This window comes from Herbaspirillum sp. WTB6 (assembly GCF_057457785.1).
Map to the genome: position 1 here is coordinate 3,221,839 of NZ_CP176522.1, position 12,824 is coordinate 3,234,662.

General features: G+C 63.7%; 12 protein-coding genes and 1 pseudogene. 6 read left to right on the forward strand and 7 right to left on the reverse strand.

The window, feature by feature from the left end; genetic code table 11:
• Window positions 1-2 precede the first annotated feature (2 nt).
• The gene (locus ACK2VC_RS14945) at window positions 3-1,457 is read left to right on the forward strand and encodes a Ppx/GppA phosphatase family protein (RefSeq protein WP_486731176.1); all 1,455 of its coding nucleotides are present in this window, start codon (window positions 3-5) and stop codon (window positions 1,455-1,457) included.
• A gap of 26 nt (window positions 1,458-1,483) precedes the next feature.
• Here the strand turns inward: ACK2VC_RS14945 and ACK2VC_RS14950 are convergent, their stop codons facing one another.
• On the reverse strand, window positions 1,484-2,620 hold the full coding sequence (locus ACK2VC_RS14950) for an ABC transporter substrate-binding protein (protein ID WP_486731177.1): 1,137 nt from the start codon (window positions 2,618-2,620) through the stop codon (window positions 1,484-1,486).
• A 185-nt stretch (window positions 2,621-2,805) separates the two neighbouring features.
• Here ACK2VC_RS14950 and ACK2VC_RS14955 point away from each other — a divergent pair, with 185 nt between their 5' ends.
• Complete coding sequence (locus ACK2VC_RS14955; RefSeq protein WP_486731178.1) at window positions 2,806-3,588, forward strand: GNAT family N-acetyltransferase; 783 nt, start codon at window positions 2,806-2,808, stop codon at window positions 3,586-3,588.
• Between the two features lie 74 nt (window positions 3,589-3,662).
• On the opposite strand, the pseudogene ACK2VC_RS14960 reads toward ACK2VC_RS14955, so the two are convergent.
• Window positions 3,663-3,821, reverse strand: a pseudogene (locus ACK2VC_RS14960) (CreA family protein); the annotation flags it as partial.
• Window positions 3,822-3,997: 176 nt separating this feature from the next.
• Between ACK2VC_RS14960 and ACK2VC_RS14965 the strand changes: the two are divergent.
• The 4 genes from ACK2VC_RS14965 to ACK2VC_RS14980 all read left to right on the forward strand — a co-directional run bounded on the left by ACK2VC_RS14965 (window position 3,998) and on the right by ACK2VC_RS14980 (window position 7,678).
• Window positions 3,998-4,195 carry a hypothetical protein gene (locus ACK2VC_RS14965; protein ID WP_486731179.1) on the forward strand — a complete coding sequence of 66 codons (198 nt, stop codon included), beginning with the start codon at window positions 3,998-4,000 and terminating at the stop codon, window positions 4,193-4,195.
• A gap of 307 nt (window positions 4,196-4,502) precedes the next feature.
• Window positions 4,503-5,765 carry a flavin-dependent oxidoreductase gene (locus ACK2VC_RS14970; RefSeq protein WP_486731180.1) on the forward strand — a complete coding sequence of 421 codons (1,263 nt, stop codon included), beginning with the start codon at window positions 4,503-4,505 and terminating at the stop codon, window positions 5,763-5,765.
• A gap of 36 nt (window positions 5,766-5,801) precedes the next feature.
• Complete coding sequence (locus tag ACK2VC_RS14975) at window positions 5,802-6,314, forward strand: MarR family winged helix-turn-helix transcriptional regulator (protein WP_486731181.1); 513 nt, start codon at window positions 5,802-5,804, stop codon at window positions 6,312-6,314.
• A 215-nt stretch (window positions 6,315-6,529) separates the two neighbouring features.
• Entirely contained in the window at window positions 6,530-7,678 is a 1,149-nt protein-coding gene (locus ACK2VC_RS14980) for an ABC transporter substrate-binding protein (RefSeq protein WP_486731182.1), read from the forward strand.
• A gap of 422 nt (window positions 7,679-8,100) precedes the next feature.
• On the opposite strand, the gene ACK2VC_RS14985 is transcribed toward ACK2VC_RS14980, so the two are convergent.
• The 5 genes from ACK2VC_RS14985 to ACK2VC_RS15005 all read right to left on the reverse strand — a co-directional run bounded on the left by ACK2VC_RS14985 (window position 8,101) and on the right by ACK2VC_RS15005 (window position 12,798).
• Window positions 8,101-8,568 (reverse strand): CreA family protein, encoded by a 468-nt coding sequence (locus tag ACK2VC_RS14985; RefSeq protein ID WP_486731183.1) that lies wholly within the window; start codon window positions 8,566-8,568, stop codon window positions 8,101-8,103.
• 156 nt (window positions 8,569-8,724) lie between these two features.
• The gene (locus ACK2VC_RS14990) at window positions 8,725-10,068 is read right to left on the reverse strand and encodes an amidase (protein WP_486731184.1); all 1,344 of its coding nucleotides are present in this window, start codon (window positions 10,066-10,068) and stop codon (window positions 8,725-8,727) included.
• Window positions 10,069-10,164: 96 nt separating this feature from the next.
• A complete protein-coding gene (locus ACK2VC_RS14995; protein WP_486731185.1) occupies window positions 10,165-10,851 on the reverse strand; it encodes a DUF2848 domain-containing protein in 687 nt (228 codons plus the stop codon).
• Between the two features lie 37 nt (window positions 10,852-10,888).
• Window positions 10,889-12,172, reverse strand: a complete 1,284-nt coding sequence (locus tag ACK2VC_RS15000) for a TRAP transporter large permease (protein ID WP_486731186.1) — start codon at window positions 12,170-12,172, stop codon at window positions 10,889-10,891.
• Window positions 12,169-12,798 carry a TRAP transporter small permease subunit gene (locus tag ACK2VC_RS15005; protein WP_486731187.1) on the reverse strand — a complete coding sequence of 210 codons (630 nt, stop codon included), beginning with the start codon at window positions 12,796-12,798 and terminating at the stop codon, window positions 12,169-12,171. The genes ACK2VC_RS15000 and ACK2VC_RS15005 overlap by 4 nt, the downstream gene beginning before the upstream one ends.
• Between the last annotated feature and the right edge of the window lie 26 nt (window positions 12,799-12,824).

Here is a 12,824-nt window from a genome sequence, read left to right on the forward strand (position 1 = left end):
GCATGTTTGCCGCAGTCGATTTGGGCTCCAACAGTTTCCGCCTGCACGTCGGGCTGCAGGATCGGGATGGCATGCGCGTGGTCAAGAGCGCGCGCGATTCGATCCGGCTGGCGGCCGGGCTGGACCAGCGCGGCTATTTGAGCGAAGCGGCAATGCAGCTTGGCTTGGAGTCGCTGCACCGGTTCGCCGCCATACTGAGCGCATATCAGTTGCAGGCGGTGCGCGTGGTCGCCACCAATACGCTTCGCATTGCAAAAAATGCCGAAGCCTTCTTGCCGGCCGCTGAAAAATCCATCGGCTACCCGATCGAGATCATTTCCGGTGAGGAAGAGGGGCGTCTGATCTATCTCGGCGTCGCCAGCTCGGTGGCGCTCGCGGCGGAGCGGCGACTGGTGGTGGACATCGGCGGTGGCTCGACCGAACTGATCCTCGGCTGCGGCCTCGAGGTGGAACGCGTCGAATCGTTCGGCATCGGTACCGTCCGGCAAAGTCTGTCCTTCTTTGCCGGCGGCCGCATCGATGCGGCGTCGTTCGACGCCGCGATTTTGTCGGCCCGCTCGCAGTTCGAGGAGGCCGCCGCACTGTTCGCACCGGAATACTGGAGTCGCGCCTACGGTTCTTCCGGCACCATGCGCGCGATTGGCGAGGTAATCGCCAAGAACAGTATCGGTAACGGTGAACTCAATTATCAAAATCTGCTGCACCTGAAATCGAAACTGATCGAGCATGGCCGGATCGATACGATCGGCCTGATTGGAATCAAGCCGGAACGGATGGCGGTGCTGGTTGGCGGTCTGGCGATCCTGATCGGCTTGGCGCAGGAATTGGGGATCGAAATGCTGCAGCCAGTCGATGCCGGTTTGCGTATGGGTGTGCTGTGGGATTTGCAACTGCGCGCGACGCGGCGCGACCGCCGCGAGCAGGCGGCACGCGATTTCCTGCAGCGCTTCGGCGTCGATCAAGACCGGGCTGAGCGGGTGGCGCAAACCGCCGGCGCGCTTTACCGGTTGCTGAAACCGGCCGATGACACCTATCAAAGGCCGCTGTATTGGGGTGCATTGCTGCATGAGGTCGGCCTTGCGGTATCGCAGAGCGGGCAACACAAGCACGCGGCGTACCTCATCGAGCATGCCGACATCCCCGGCTTCACCACGCGTGAGCAGCGCACCATGAGCCTGTTGGCGCTAGGGCAGAAGGGCAACCTGCGCAAAATCGGGCAGGCCTTATCCGAGCCCGATTTCGCCAAGGCAGTGCTGGCGCTGCGACTGGCGGTGATGCTCCAGCATGCGCGCCTCGAACTCGATCCGGCTGTGCTGCGCCTGAAAATGAAGAGCCGTATCGAACTCGAAATCCGGCGCGACTGGGTCGCCCTTCATCCGACTTTTTCCTGGTGGGTGCAGAAAGAGCAGGAATCGTGGGATGAGGTCGATATCGACTTCACGGTACGCCTCGGTTGAGCAACTCGGTCGAGTAAGTCAAGCCGCTAGAAAACCAGCCCGCCGCCTTTGCGGAACAGCGCGACATCCAGATATGTCGACAAGGGTTCGTCAGCGCCGGAACTGCGGATCGTCAGGCCGCCGAGATCGATTTCGCGTTTTTGTGCGAACCATTCCTGCAGTGCTGCGCGCCCCGGTTGCCGTGCTGACTGGATCGCGCGCGCCAATGAACGCCCGGCGGCAAATCCTTCCAGTGTCAGCGACGATACGCTTTCGTCGCGGTACTTCTTCATCATGTTCAAATGTTCGATCTGCAGCAGCGAAGTGCCGGCGTTCGGGTTCGGTACGACCTGGGAAAACACGGTCCATTCGACGGCGCGGGCGCCGGCCAGCTCGCGCAGCGTTTCCAGATTGACCAATGACGTGCCGGCGACGAAAGTCTGTGGGCTGTGCTTGCGGAATTCCTTCAGGAACAAGGCGGTGCTGATGGTGTCGGCAATCACCAGCACGAAGCCGGGTTTGGCGGCTGCCATGCGGCCGGCCCCGGCGGCGAATTGCGTCACAGATTGCCCCGTGTCTGCTCCGATCTGGAGGGTGGCGCTCAGCTTCATCTTGCGCTCGTGGATTTCAGCCGACAGGCTGTTGTAGGTATCCCGGTTCGAAGCGGTGGGCTGATAGACGATGCCGACGTCCATCGCGCCAAGCTTGGCGAAATGAGCGAATAGGTGGCGAATTTCCCGCTGGTAGCCGGGGCGCCAGAACAGTACCGGGGCCGCCGGCATCGCGGCGCCGGCTAGCGGCGCAAACAGCGTCAGTCCGCTGCGCCGGAATACGGCATCCTGCAGCACGGCTTGCAGCACGTCGTCGCCGATGCCGCCGAACAGATACTCGACCTGGTCGCGTTCGATCAGTTCCGCCACCGCCCGCGCCGCAGTTTGCGGCAGGCCGCGGTCGTCACGCACGATGTACTGGACGCGGCGGCCGTTGATGCCGCCGGCGGCGTTCAGTGCATCGAAACTGGTCTTGATGCCGGCCACGTAATCGCGGCCGATGCTGGCGTTGGGCCCGGAGAGGTCGATTGCCTGGCCGATCACGATCGAGTTGCCGGCCGCGATGGTCGGCGAGAGCAGCAGCATCAGGCTCAGAAAAGCCTGGGGCCATAGCGGTGACAGGAATCGGATCATGTATATGCGCTCGACAGTGGTTGTGCGCGGAGTTTGCTGCCGAATTGTTACCCGTTGATGAATTGCGCGCGCGCAGATTGGGCGATGCGAAGTGCAGTCTGTCATGAAATCGACATGCCGCTGTCATTTTCCGGCAGCAATACGGTGCCAGCATGTGCTCGTCTTTACGTGAAAAAGGACGAAGCATGAGAATAGCTACCGCCAGTGCCGACTCTGTCGCCCACGCCAACGACACGCGCGCGCCCAGGCTGGCGCTGTCGCTGGCCAGCACAGCGAGGGAATTGCGCGAGGTGCAGCGCCTGCGCTACAAGGTGTTTATCGAAGGCCTGGGTTTGGCGGCGCTGGCCAATCCCGAGCGGCTGGACCAGGATGAGTTCGACGCCCATTGCGATCATCTGATCGTGCGTGACGCCGATACGCTGAAGGTGGTCGGCACCTATCGCCTGCTGAGCCCGCAGGGAGCACGCAAGCTCGGCCGTTTTTATTCCGAGCAGGAATTTGACCTCGGGCGGCTGGATAACCTGCGTGATCGCATTGCCGAAGCGGGGCGCGCTTGCATCCATCCGAATTACCGCAGCGGCGGCGTCATTATGCTGCTATGGGCTGGTCTCGCCGGCTGGATGAAGAAGGAGCGCTGCGATTACCTGATGGGTTGCGCCAGCGTCAGCCTGGCCGATGGCGGCCACAACGCGGCGGCGCTGTACCGTGGACTGGAGCCCGCCAACCTGGCGCCGCCGGAATACCGGGTTATCCCGCATTTGCGGTTTCCGCTGGATGAGCGCGCTACCGGCCAATTGACGAAAATGCCACCGCTGCTGAAAGGCTATCTGCGCAGCGGGGCCTGGATCTGCGGCGAGCCGGCCTGGGATCCGGATTTCCATAGCGCCGATTTTTTCGTCATGCTGCCGCTGGCGAAACTGGACCAGCGCTACGCCCGCCACTATCTGAAAGAAGCCAGGGCGGCATGAAACCGGCCAACACGGTGCTGGATGCGGCCACCCGGTAATTTTTGCGGTATCGCCGGCAGAATTCTCCTCATTGCCTATTTGAGCGGTATCGGCTGGCCGGCCGGGACCGGCACCGCGGTCACGCTGTTTTTCGGACTGCCTTCGATAACCCTGTCGGAATATACGAGGTAGACCAGCGTGTTGCGCTTGGTGTCGGCCATCCGCACCACGCGCACGTGCTTGAACAGGAACGGCGACCGGGCGCAAGGTATGTTTTCTCGGCTTGCTCGATAGCCGGCGCTAGAACATGGCGCGCTCCAGCCAGCGCTACCGCGCGCTGCTAGCCGATCCCGGGCTGATTCCGGTCGCGCTGCTGCGCCGGATGCTGGTGCTGTTCATGCGCAGGCAGTGATTCACACCGCTGGGCGCAATGGCGCCGATGGTGATGGCGCGGCCGACCGCATTCTCTTTTATCTTCCACCGGCACCTGAACGACAAGCTGCGCCTGGGGGCGCTGCGGCAGTGGAAGCTGGCACCGCTGGACGTGCCGACCACGCTGTTTTTTGTCGGGCGACAGATTGTTCGGCGCCCCAAGATTATGGCTGGGGTGCACTGCGCAAGTCGTTGAGCGTGGTGCATATCGGCGGCACCCATGCCTCGAGGATGGAGCCGCCGCTGCGCGACGAATTATGCACGCGCTTCATCGAAGCGCTGCAGCGGCACAAGGCGCAAGCCCGCATGCATCGGCCTGCATGTTCGCGGCGTCGGTGGCAGGCGTCCTTTTCGCGGCTTCTTCCGGCAAGATTCCCTTGCGCATTAAATTGTTATAGAGTGTAAGCAATTATCCATGCTTCATTTGCCCATCAAGGTGGCGCGAGAGGAAGCAGGGGCGGGCAGGGCCGCCATCCGGCGGCGTAATCGTGGAAAGGGAGCGCATGAAAGTCGCAGTGGCCGGCGCCGGAATCGGCGGCCTCACCCTGGCCTTGATGCTGCATCAGCGCGGCATCGATGTCGAAGTCTGTGAAGCGGTAGAGCAAATCAAACCGCTCGGAGTCGGTATCAATCTACTGCCGCACGCGGTCAAGGAATTGACGGAACTCGGGCTGCAGGAACACCTGGCCGGCAGCGCCATCGAAACCTCGACGCTGGCCTATTACAACAAGTTCGGCCAGCCGATCTGGAGCGAGCCGCGCGGCCGTGCCGCCGGCTACGACTGGCCGCAGTTCTCGGTCCATCGCGGCGAACTGCACATGATCTTGTACCGCATCGCCCAGCAGCGCCTGGGTGCCGACAAGATCCATGCCGGCCATGCCTTCGAATCGTTCGAGCAGGACGAGCGGCAGGTGCGATATACGTTGCGCCGTCGCCGTGACGGCCAAGCGGTCGCCGCCGCGGCCGACGTGCTGGTCGGAGCCGACGGTATACATTCCGCCCTGCGGCGCTTTCTGCATCCGATCGGCGACGAGCCGCGTTTTTCCGGACGCATGCTGTGGCGCGCGACGACCGAAGCACCGCCTTACCTGGATGGTCGCAGCATGTTCATGGCCGGACATCAGGACCAGAAATTTGTTGCTTACCCGATTTCGGAACCGTTGCGGCGCACAGGCCGCTCGCTGATCAACTGGATTGCCGAATTGCGCGTCGGCGACGGCGCCATGCCGAGCACCGACTGGAACCGCAAGGTCGACAAGTCGCTGTTCGCCGCCGCCTTTGCCGACTGGAAATGGGACTGGATCGATATCCCGGCGCTGATCGACGGCGCCCGGGCGATTTACGAATTTCCGCTGGTGGACCGCGACCCGCTGCCGCGCTGGACCTTCGGCCGCGTCACCCTGCTGGGCGATGCCGCCCATCCGATGTATCCGATCGGCTCCAACGGCAGCGCGCAGGCCATTCTCGACGCGCGCTACCTGACAGACTGCCTGGCGCGTTGCGTGGCTGGTACCGGCGAAATCAGTTACGAATTGCGCGAGTACGAAGCGGAGCGCCTGCCGCGCACCGCCGGCATCGTGCTGCGCAACCGCATGAACGGGCCGGAGCAAGTAATGCAGATCGCCGAGCAGCGCGCGCCACAGGGATTTGCCGACATCGAAGCGGTGATTCCGCTGGCGGAGCGCGAAGAAATCGCACTGCGCTACAAGCGCCTGGCCGGCTTCGACCGCCAATCGCTGCAGGCCAGTCATGTCGAGCGGCGCTAAGCGCCGGCGGCCGCAGCCAAGCGGCCGGCGCCCGGCATGACTTCGATGCGCAAATATCGGCTGGCCGACATTTTTCCAGGCGACGACGGCTCGGCCCGCTTCAATCCGCATGTGGCGGGCGTCGACTACGACGTGCTCGACCGCCTGATCGGCTATGGCATCCGGCGCGCGCAGATCACGATCTACGACGACTTCATCCGCACGCTGGGAGAGTGGGACATGACGCCGCCGCGCTTTTCGGCTTTGACGATCATCGGCAAAAATCCCGGCCTGCGGCTGACCGACCTGGCGAGTGTTCTCGGCATCGCGCGTTCCGGTGCCGTGCTGCTGATCGACGCACTGGAACGGATGGCGCTGGTGGAGCGCCGGCCGTCGCCGAGCGACAAGCGGGCCTATGGCTTGAACCTGACGGCCGATGGGCTGACGACGCTGGCGCAGATCAGCGCGCTGGTGCAGGAGCACGATGCCAGGATGTCGTCGCATCTCAGTGCGCGCGAGCGGAAAACGCTCCTGCGGCTGTTGCGCAAGCTGGCCAGGATTGACGGTTGAACCGGTCTGCCGCCGCCTGGGACGGCGGGAGTGCAGATGTGACTAGCAAGGAAAGGAGGTACCGAACAAGCGCGTCCCGTTTTAAACCGCCACCGGCGGCAGGTACTTCAAGGAAAGTCCAAGGAAGTGCATAGTAGGTTTGGCAAGGTTTCATCATGACAAAACAGCGCCACCGTTCCCGGTAAAAAGCGCATCCATCCTTCAAGGAGACAAGCATGAATCATCCGTTCCATATTAGCGTTGTCGCCGTTGCCCTGTTCGGCGCCTGCGCATTGCCGGCCTGGGCCGACATCAATGTCGGCATCTCGGTCTCGGCCACCGGTCCGGCAGCGTCGCTCGGCATCCCGGAAAAAAACACGGTGGCGCTTTTGCCCACCAGCGTCGCCGGCGAAAAGATCAACTACATCGTGCTGGACGACGCCACCAACCCGACCGAAGCCAACAAGAACGCGCGCAAGGCCTCCACGGAAAACCGCGCCGACATTTTCTTCGGCTCCTCCGCCGTTCCGACCGCGCTGGCCATTGCCGAAGTCGCCAGCGAAACCAAGACGCCGCAGATTGCCCTGGCGCCGCTTGAACTGCCGCCGGCCAAGGGCGTGTGGACCTTCAGCGCGCCGCAACACAATGCGCTGATGGCGCATGCGCTGGCCGAGCACATGAAGGCAAACGGCGTCAAAAGCCTCGGTTTCATCGGCTATGCCGACGGCTACGGTGAGGGCTGGCTGCGCGAAATGACCAAGGCGGCGGAAGCGGCCGGCATCAAGATGAGCGACATCGAGCGCTACAACCGCACCGATACCAGCGTCACCGGCCAGGTCGTGAAACTGGTGGCGGCCAATCCGACGGCAATCCTGATCGCCGGCTCTGGCACGCCGGCGGCGCTACCGCAAACCGCGCTGGTCGAGCGCGGCTACAAGGGCCGCATCTACCAGACCCACGGCGCCGCCAACAAGGAGTTCATCCGGGTCGGCGGCAAGGCGATCGAAGGCGCGGTGTTGCCGGTCGGGCCGGTGGTGGTCGCCAGCCAACTGCCGGACAGCCATCCCTCGAAAGCGGTCGGCATCGAGTACACCCGCCAGTACGAAGAGAAATACGGTGCCGGTACCGTGTCCTCGTTCGGCGCGCATATGCTGGATGCCTACAAGCTGTTTGCCGCGGCGGTGCCGACGGCCTTGAAGAAAGCCAAGCCGGGCACGCCGGAATTCCGTCAGGCGCTGCGCGACGCCATCGAAAGCGGCCAGGAAACGGTGGGTGCGCACGGCGTCTTCAACATGAGCCCGAGCGACCATTACGGCCATGACGCGCGGGCGCGGGTGCTGGTAAGGATCGAGAAGGGCGACTGGAAACTGATCGACGCCAAATAAGGCCAACCAGGGCGAAGGAGCGGGCGATGAGGGCGAAGGACGATGTTTTGCGCGATCCGGCGCGGCTGTTTGCACAGCCACAAGTCTCCGTCACCGAGAGCGGCGACGGCGTGCTGTACCTGAAGTCGCCGCTCCCGCTGCAGCCTTGTCCGCGCAGCGTCGGCGCCGACCTTGTACTTCAACGTGTCGCGACTTCGACATGCGGATGACGGTCTTGCGCGCCGACGTCGGCCTGCGCCGCACCTTCTTCTCGCGCCGGCAACTGGTATGGGCCCTTTATTGATAGGGAGTATTTTTCAAGACGGTCGTAAATCGTGCGGAAATCGTCGATATTTCCACATACTCTAAATTGTTTAGAGCGGCCGCCCTATCGACGTGCCAACCCCGTCCTTGCTCCGTATAGGAGCCACGCATCGACGGAATTACTTGAGGGGAATCGGCTGGTCGGCCGGGACCGGCACCGCGGTCACGCTGTTCTTCGGGCTGCCTTCGATGATCCTGTCGGAATACACGAGGTAGACCAGCGTATTGCGCTTGGTATCGGCCATCCGCACCACGCGCACGTGCTTGAACAGAAAGGACGAGCGGGCGTTGAAGACTTCCTCCTGCGCCTTGATCTTGCCCTTGAACGAGATCGGCCCGACCTGGCGGCAGGCGACCGCGGCGTCCGACGTATCCTCGGCCAGGCCCATGGCGCCCTTGTAGCCGCCGGTGCGGGCATGCGACAGGTAGCAGGAAATGCCGGCCACTTCGGGATCGTCGAACACGTCGACCACGATCTTGTCGTTCGGACTGAGCAACTTGAAGGTGGTGCTGACGTCGCCGATGGTTTCGCCAAAGGCGGCTGACGTGGCGAGCAACAGGATGTTGAGAGCGAGCAGTGTTTTCATCGGACGTCTTCAGCTTGGACAATGACGGGGGCCGGACACGGGGGTGGCGGCCTCTGATGAGCATACTCGCGTTCGCGAGACCTGCGTTAACACGTGGGAGTATTCCGGATATCGCAGATGAAATAAGCGCAACCAGGGGGCTCCAATACTCTCAGGTTAACTTAGCTTTTTTCGCAACAACGATTCCACCGAGCGTCCGATCTGCAACATCTTGGCATCCTGCCCCGCCAGGCCGCAGACGCTCAAGCCGACTGCGGCTTCGCCACTGAGGTGACAGGGCAGGGATAAGGCGCAGCCGTTAAGGAAGTTGATGACGGAGGGATTGCGCAGCACCAGCCCGTTGGTCGAGAAGAAGGCGGCATCGTCCTGTTCCAGCGGCGCAACCAGCGGCGCGATGACCGGCACCGTGGGCATCAGCCAGGCGTCGAAGCCGCGCAGGCGTTGGCGGGTGCCGGCAATCACGCGCTGGCGTGCATCCAGCAAGTCAATGTAATCGGCGGCATGCTGTTCCAGGCCGCGGCGGATGCGGCTGGCGACGCGCGGATCGTATTGCGCTTCCTTTTGTTCCATCAGCTTGCGGTGCCAGGCATGGGATTCGCCAGCGGCGAAACCGCCGCGGCTGTTGATCCCGGGCAGTTCCAGCAATTCGGGGAAGGAGAAGCGCTCAATGCGGGCGCCCGCCGCCTGCAGCGCGTCCAAGGCGCGTTCAAAGGCAGTGCGCACGGCGTCATCCATGTTCGCGCCGACATAATCCTCGGTCACACCGAAGCGCAATCCGGCCAGCGGCAAGGCCTGAGTGTCCAGAGTTTCGCCCGACAGGATGGCATCGACGATGGCGCAGCAATCGACCGAGCGCGCCAGCGGCCCGGCCGAGTCGAGCGTGCGCGACAGTGGCACTGCGCCGGCCAGCGACACGCGGCGCGCGGTCGGCTTGAAGCCGGTCAGACCGCAAAACGCGGAGGGGATGCGGATCGAGCCGCCGGTATCGGTGCCAAGCGCAACCGCCGCCATGTCCAGCGCCACCGAAACGGCGCCGCCCGAGGTCGAGCCGCCGGCCACGCGTGCGCCGTCGAAGGGGTTCTGCGGCGTGCCGTAGTGCGGATTCAGGCCCAGGCCAGAAAAGGCGAACTCGCTCATATTGGTGCGGCCCAGCAGCACGGCGCCGGCGGCGCGCAGGCGGGCGACCGCAGGCGCGTCGGTGGTGGCCGGCGCTGCATCGGCCAGTGCCTTAGAGCCGGCGGCGGTGACCTGTCCCTTGACGTCGAACAAGTCCTTGATCGATACCGGCAAGCCGGCCAGCGGCGAAGGCACATAACCGGCCTGGCGTGCGGCGTCGGCGGCGCGGGCGCCCGCCAGCGCCTGCTCTTCATCGACGCTGACGTAGGCGACGCCGCCAGCCGCGCGGTGGGCGCGGATGCGAGTCAATGCCTGTTCCACCAGTTTGACGCTGGTCGTGTGGCCGGCGTCGAGGTCGGCGGCGAGTTCACGTATGGTTTGCATGCTTGAATCCCCTGAAGAAATACGGCGCGGGGCAATCCTTGCGCCCGCGCCGCTGAAACGACAATGATGGCAAATGCGCGCTTGCCTGTCGCGCGCTCAGGCAACTTCCGGCAACACCTCGACCTCGTAGCGATGGCGGATGCTGCGCTGGCGGCGCGGATCGAACAACTCCATCGTAAACGATGTCGCTGGCCGGATGCCGCCGATCGCGGCCACCGTGCCGCCGGTCATGCCGGTACCGTCCGGCAGGATGGCGGCGCCGTTGGCATAGCCGGCGATCAGGTCGAGCGGCGTGCGCAGCGAAGCCAGCGTGCCTTCCTGATACAGCACGGTGGCGCCGTTTTCCTCGATGGTGGCGCGGATCACCAGCTCGTCCCAATAGTCGGCGACGTCGGCGAAGCGCCAGGCCACGGTTGCCACCGGCTTGGCGCACACCTGCTTGGACAGCGCCACGCTATGGGTTTCGAGTTTGCGGTCGGTGTGGTCGGAAGCGACGCTGACATACAGCTCGCCGCCGGCGGCAAAGACGAAGGTTTCGACTTCGCCGGACGAGGCGGGGCCGACCATCTGTACCCGCTCGGACTGGGTCAACTGATTGTCGGCGATGCGGTAGTACAGCGGCACCGCGCTCGGGCGCGGCACGCCCAAGGCCAGTAATTCCTCGATGTGATGCTCGATGGCGGCGATGTCGCGGCCGGCCCAGCCGGCCACGATCAAGGTCTGGATATCGACGTCGAGCCGCTCGGATGCCTGGGCCAGATCAAGCTGGAAACTAACTTTCATGACTAAACAACCTCAAAAAATGTAAAGGGAAGCGGCATCAGCCGAACAGATTCGGCAGCCACAGGGCCAGTTGCGGGAAGAACGCCAGCGCAGCCAGCAGCACGAACATGGCAAACACGAAGGGCAGGCTGCCGATGATCACGGCGTTCATCGAACCGGCCTTGCGCAGGCTTTGCACCACGAACAGGTTCAACCCGACCGGCGGCGTGATGAGCGCGGCTTCCACCAGCACGATGATGACGATGCCGAGCCAGATCGGGTCGTAGCCCAGGCCGATCATGATCGGCGCGACGATTGGAATCGTCGTGATCATCATCGATAGGGTCTCCATGAAGCAGCCCAGCACCAGGTAGAAGATCACCAGGATCAGCAGCATCCATCCCGGCGACAGGCCCAGGCCGCTGATGGAATTGGTCAGCGCCGTGGTCAGGCCGGTGGCCGCCATCACGAAGTTAAGAAAGGACGAGGCGAGGATGATCAGCATGATCATGGCGGTCGAACGCATGGTGCCTTCGATCGCTTCGCGCAGCATCGACAGCGTCAGGCGCCGATGCCATGCCGCCAGGATCAGTGCGCCGAACACGCCCAGCGCGGCGGCTTCGGTCGGCGTCGCCAGGCCGGCATAGATCGAACCCACCACCAGCAGGAAGATGCCCAGCGGCGGCAGCAGGTGCACCAGGCTGGCGAAGCGCTCGCCCCAGGATGCCTTGATCTTGTGGCCGCCCCAGGACGGTTTGGCGAGGCAGGCGATGGCCACCGTCAGCATGAACAGCGCGGCCAGCGCAAAGCCCGGAATGATTCCCGCCAGATACAGCTTGGGTACCGAGGAATTGGTCAGCACGCCATAGATCACCAGGTTGATCGATGGCGGGATCAGGATGCCGAGCGTGCCGCCGGCGGCCAGGCTGCCGAGGAATAGCGGCTCGTTGTAGCCGTAGCGCTTGATCTGCGGCAGGGCAACGGTGCCGACGGTGGCGGCGGTCGCCACGCTGGAGCCCGAGGTCGCGGAAAACAGCGTCGAGGCGCCGATGTTTGCATGCATCAAGCCGCCCGGCAGCCACGACAGCCACAGGCTCATGGCGCTGTACATGCGCTCGGCGAAACCGGCGCGCAGCAGGACTTCACCCAGCAGGATGAACAGCGGAATCGCCACCAGCAGGAATTCGGTGCTGGTGCCCCAGGCCAGTTCGCCGATGGCGCGCGTCAGCGGCAGCATCGAGAACAGCGGGTCCAGGATGAGGCCGAGCACGCCGAGGGCGGCGCCGACCGGAATGCTGAGCCCGATCAGGGCCAACAGTAATATCAACGCGGTGGCGATCATGCCCGTTCCCTTTCCACAATGCGCTCGCCCGCGGCGGCTTCTTCTTCGGCTTCCTCGACGGAGGAGCGCAACCCGCACACCGCCTTGACCGTTTCCAGGTCGCCAGTGACCAGCGCCACCGAGGCGCGCAGCAGCATCAGCGCCAGCACGATGCACATCCACACCAGACCGAGCGTCCACAGGCTTTGCGGTATCCATAGCGGCGTACCCAGCGGCGTGTTGGAGGCGGAGTTATGGGCCCAGGACGTCGCGGCGACACCCCAGGCGTAGTAGGTCAGATACGCAATGAACACGCCCAGCGCGACCAGCGAAATCCAGTCGAGCACGGCGGAGACGCGCACCGGGAGTTTTTGGTAAATCACATCGACGCGCACATTGGCGCGCTGCAGGGTGGCGAACGCCAGCGCCCAGGAAGTGCTGATGGCGAAGGCATAGCCCGACAATTCATCGGCGCCGCCGGTAGTGAAGCCGAAGAATTTGCGCGCGAGGACGTCGAAGCAAATGAGCAGGACGCTGGCCAGGGTGAGGGCGCCGCCGAACCAGATCGCGCCATGCGACAGGCTTTCGGCGCGGCGGTACAGCGCCCCCAGCGCGGCGAAGCGTTGGGAGGGTGTGGTGGGTGTCATGGGAGAAAAACCTTTCGAATATCAAG

Excerpts from the sequence above, each read along its gene's own strand:
- ACK2VC_RS14945 (WP_486731176.1), top strand. The coding sequence starts at position 3 with ATGTTTGCCGCAGTCGATTTGGGCTCCAACAGTTTCCGCCTGCACGTC.
- ACK2VC_RS14950 (WP_486731177.1), bottom strand. The coding sequence starts at position 2,620 with ATGATCCGATTCCTGTCACCGCTATGGCCCCAGGCTTTTCTGAGCCTG.
- ACK2VC_RS14955 (WP_486731178.1), top strand. The coding sequence starts at position 2,806 with ATGAGAATAGCTACCGCCAGTGCCGACTCTGTCGCCCACGCCAACGAC.
- ACK2VC_RS14965 (WP_486731179.1), top strand. The coding sequence starts at position 3,998 with ATGGCGCCGATGGTGATGGCGCGGCCGACCGCATTCTCTTTTATCTTC.
- ACK2VC_RS14970 (WP_486731180.1), top strand. The coding sequence starts at position 4,503 with ATGAAAGTCGCAGTGGCCGGCGCCGGAATCGGCGGCCTCACCCTGGCC.
- ACK2VC_RS14975 (WP_486731181.1), top strand. The coding sequence starts at position 5,802 with ATGACTTCGATGCGCAAATATCGGCTGGCCGACATTTTTCCAGGCGAC.
- ACK2VC_RS14980 (WP_486731182.1), top strand. The coding sequence starts at position 6,530 with ATGAATCATCCGTTCCATATTAGCGTTGTCGCCGTTGCCCTGTTCGGC.
- ACK2VC_RS14985 (WP_486731183.1), bottom strand. The coding sequence starts at position 8,568 with ATGAAAACACTGCTCGCTCTCAACATCCTGTTGCTCGCCACGTCAGCC.
- ACK2VC_RS14990 (WP_486731184.1), bottom strand. The coding sequence starts at position 10,068 with ATGCAAACCATACGTGAACTCGCCGCCGACCTCGACGCCGGCCACACG.
- ACK2VC_RS14995 (WP_486731185.1), bottom strand. The coding sequence starts at position 10,851 with ATGAAAGTTAGTTTCCAGCTTGATCTGGCCCAGGCATCCGAGCGGCTC.
- ACK2VC_RS15000 (WP_486731186.1), bottom strand. The coding sequence starts at position 12,172 with ATGATCGCCACCGCGTTGATATTACTGTTGGCCCTGATCGGGCTCAGC.
- ACK2VC_RS15005 (WP_486731187.1), bottom strand. The coding sequence starts at position 12,798 with ATGACACCCACCACACCCTCCCAACGCTTCGCCGCGCTGGGGGCGCTG.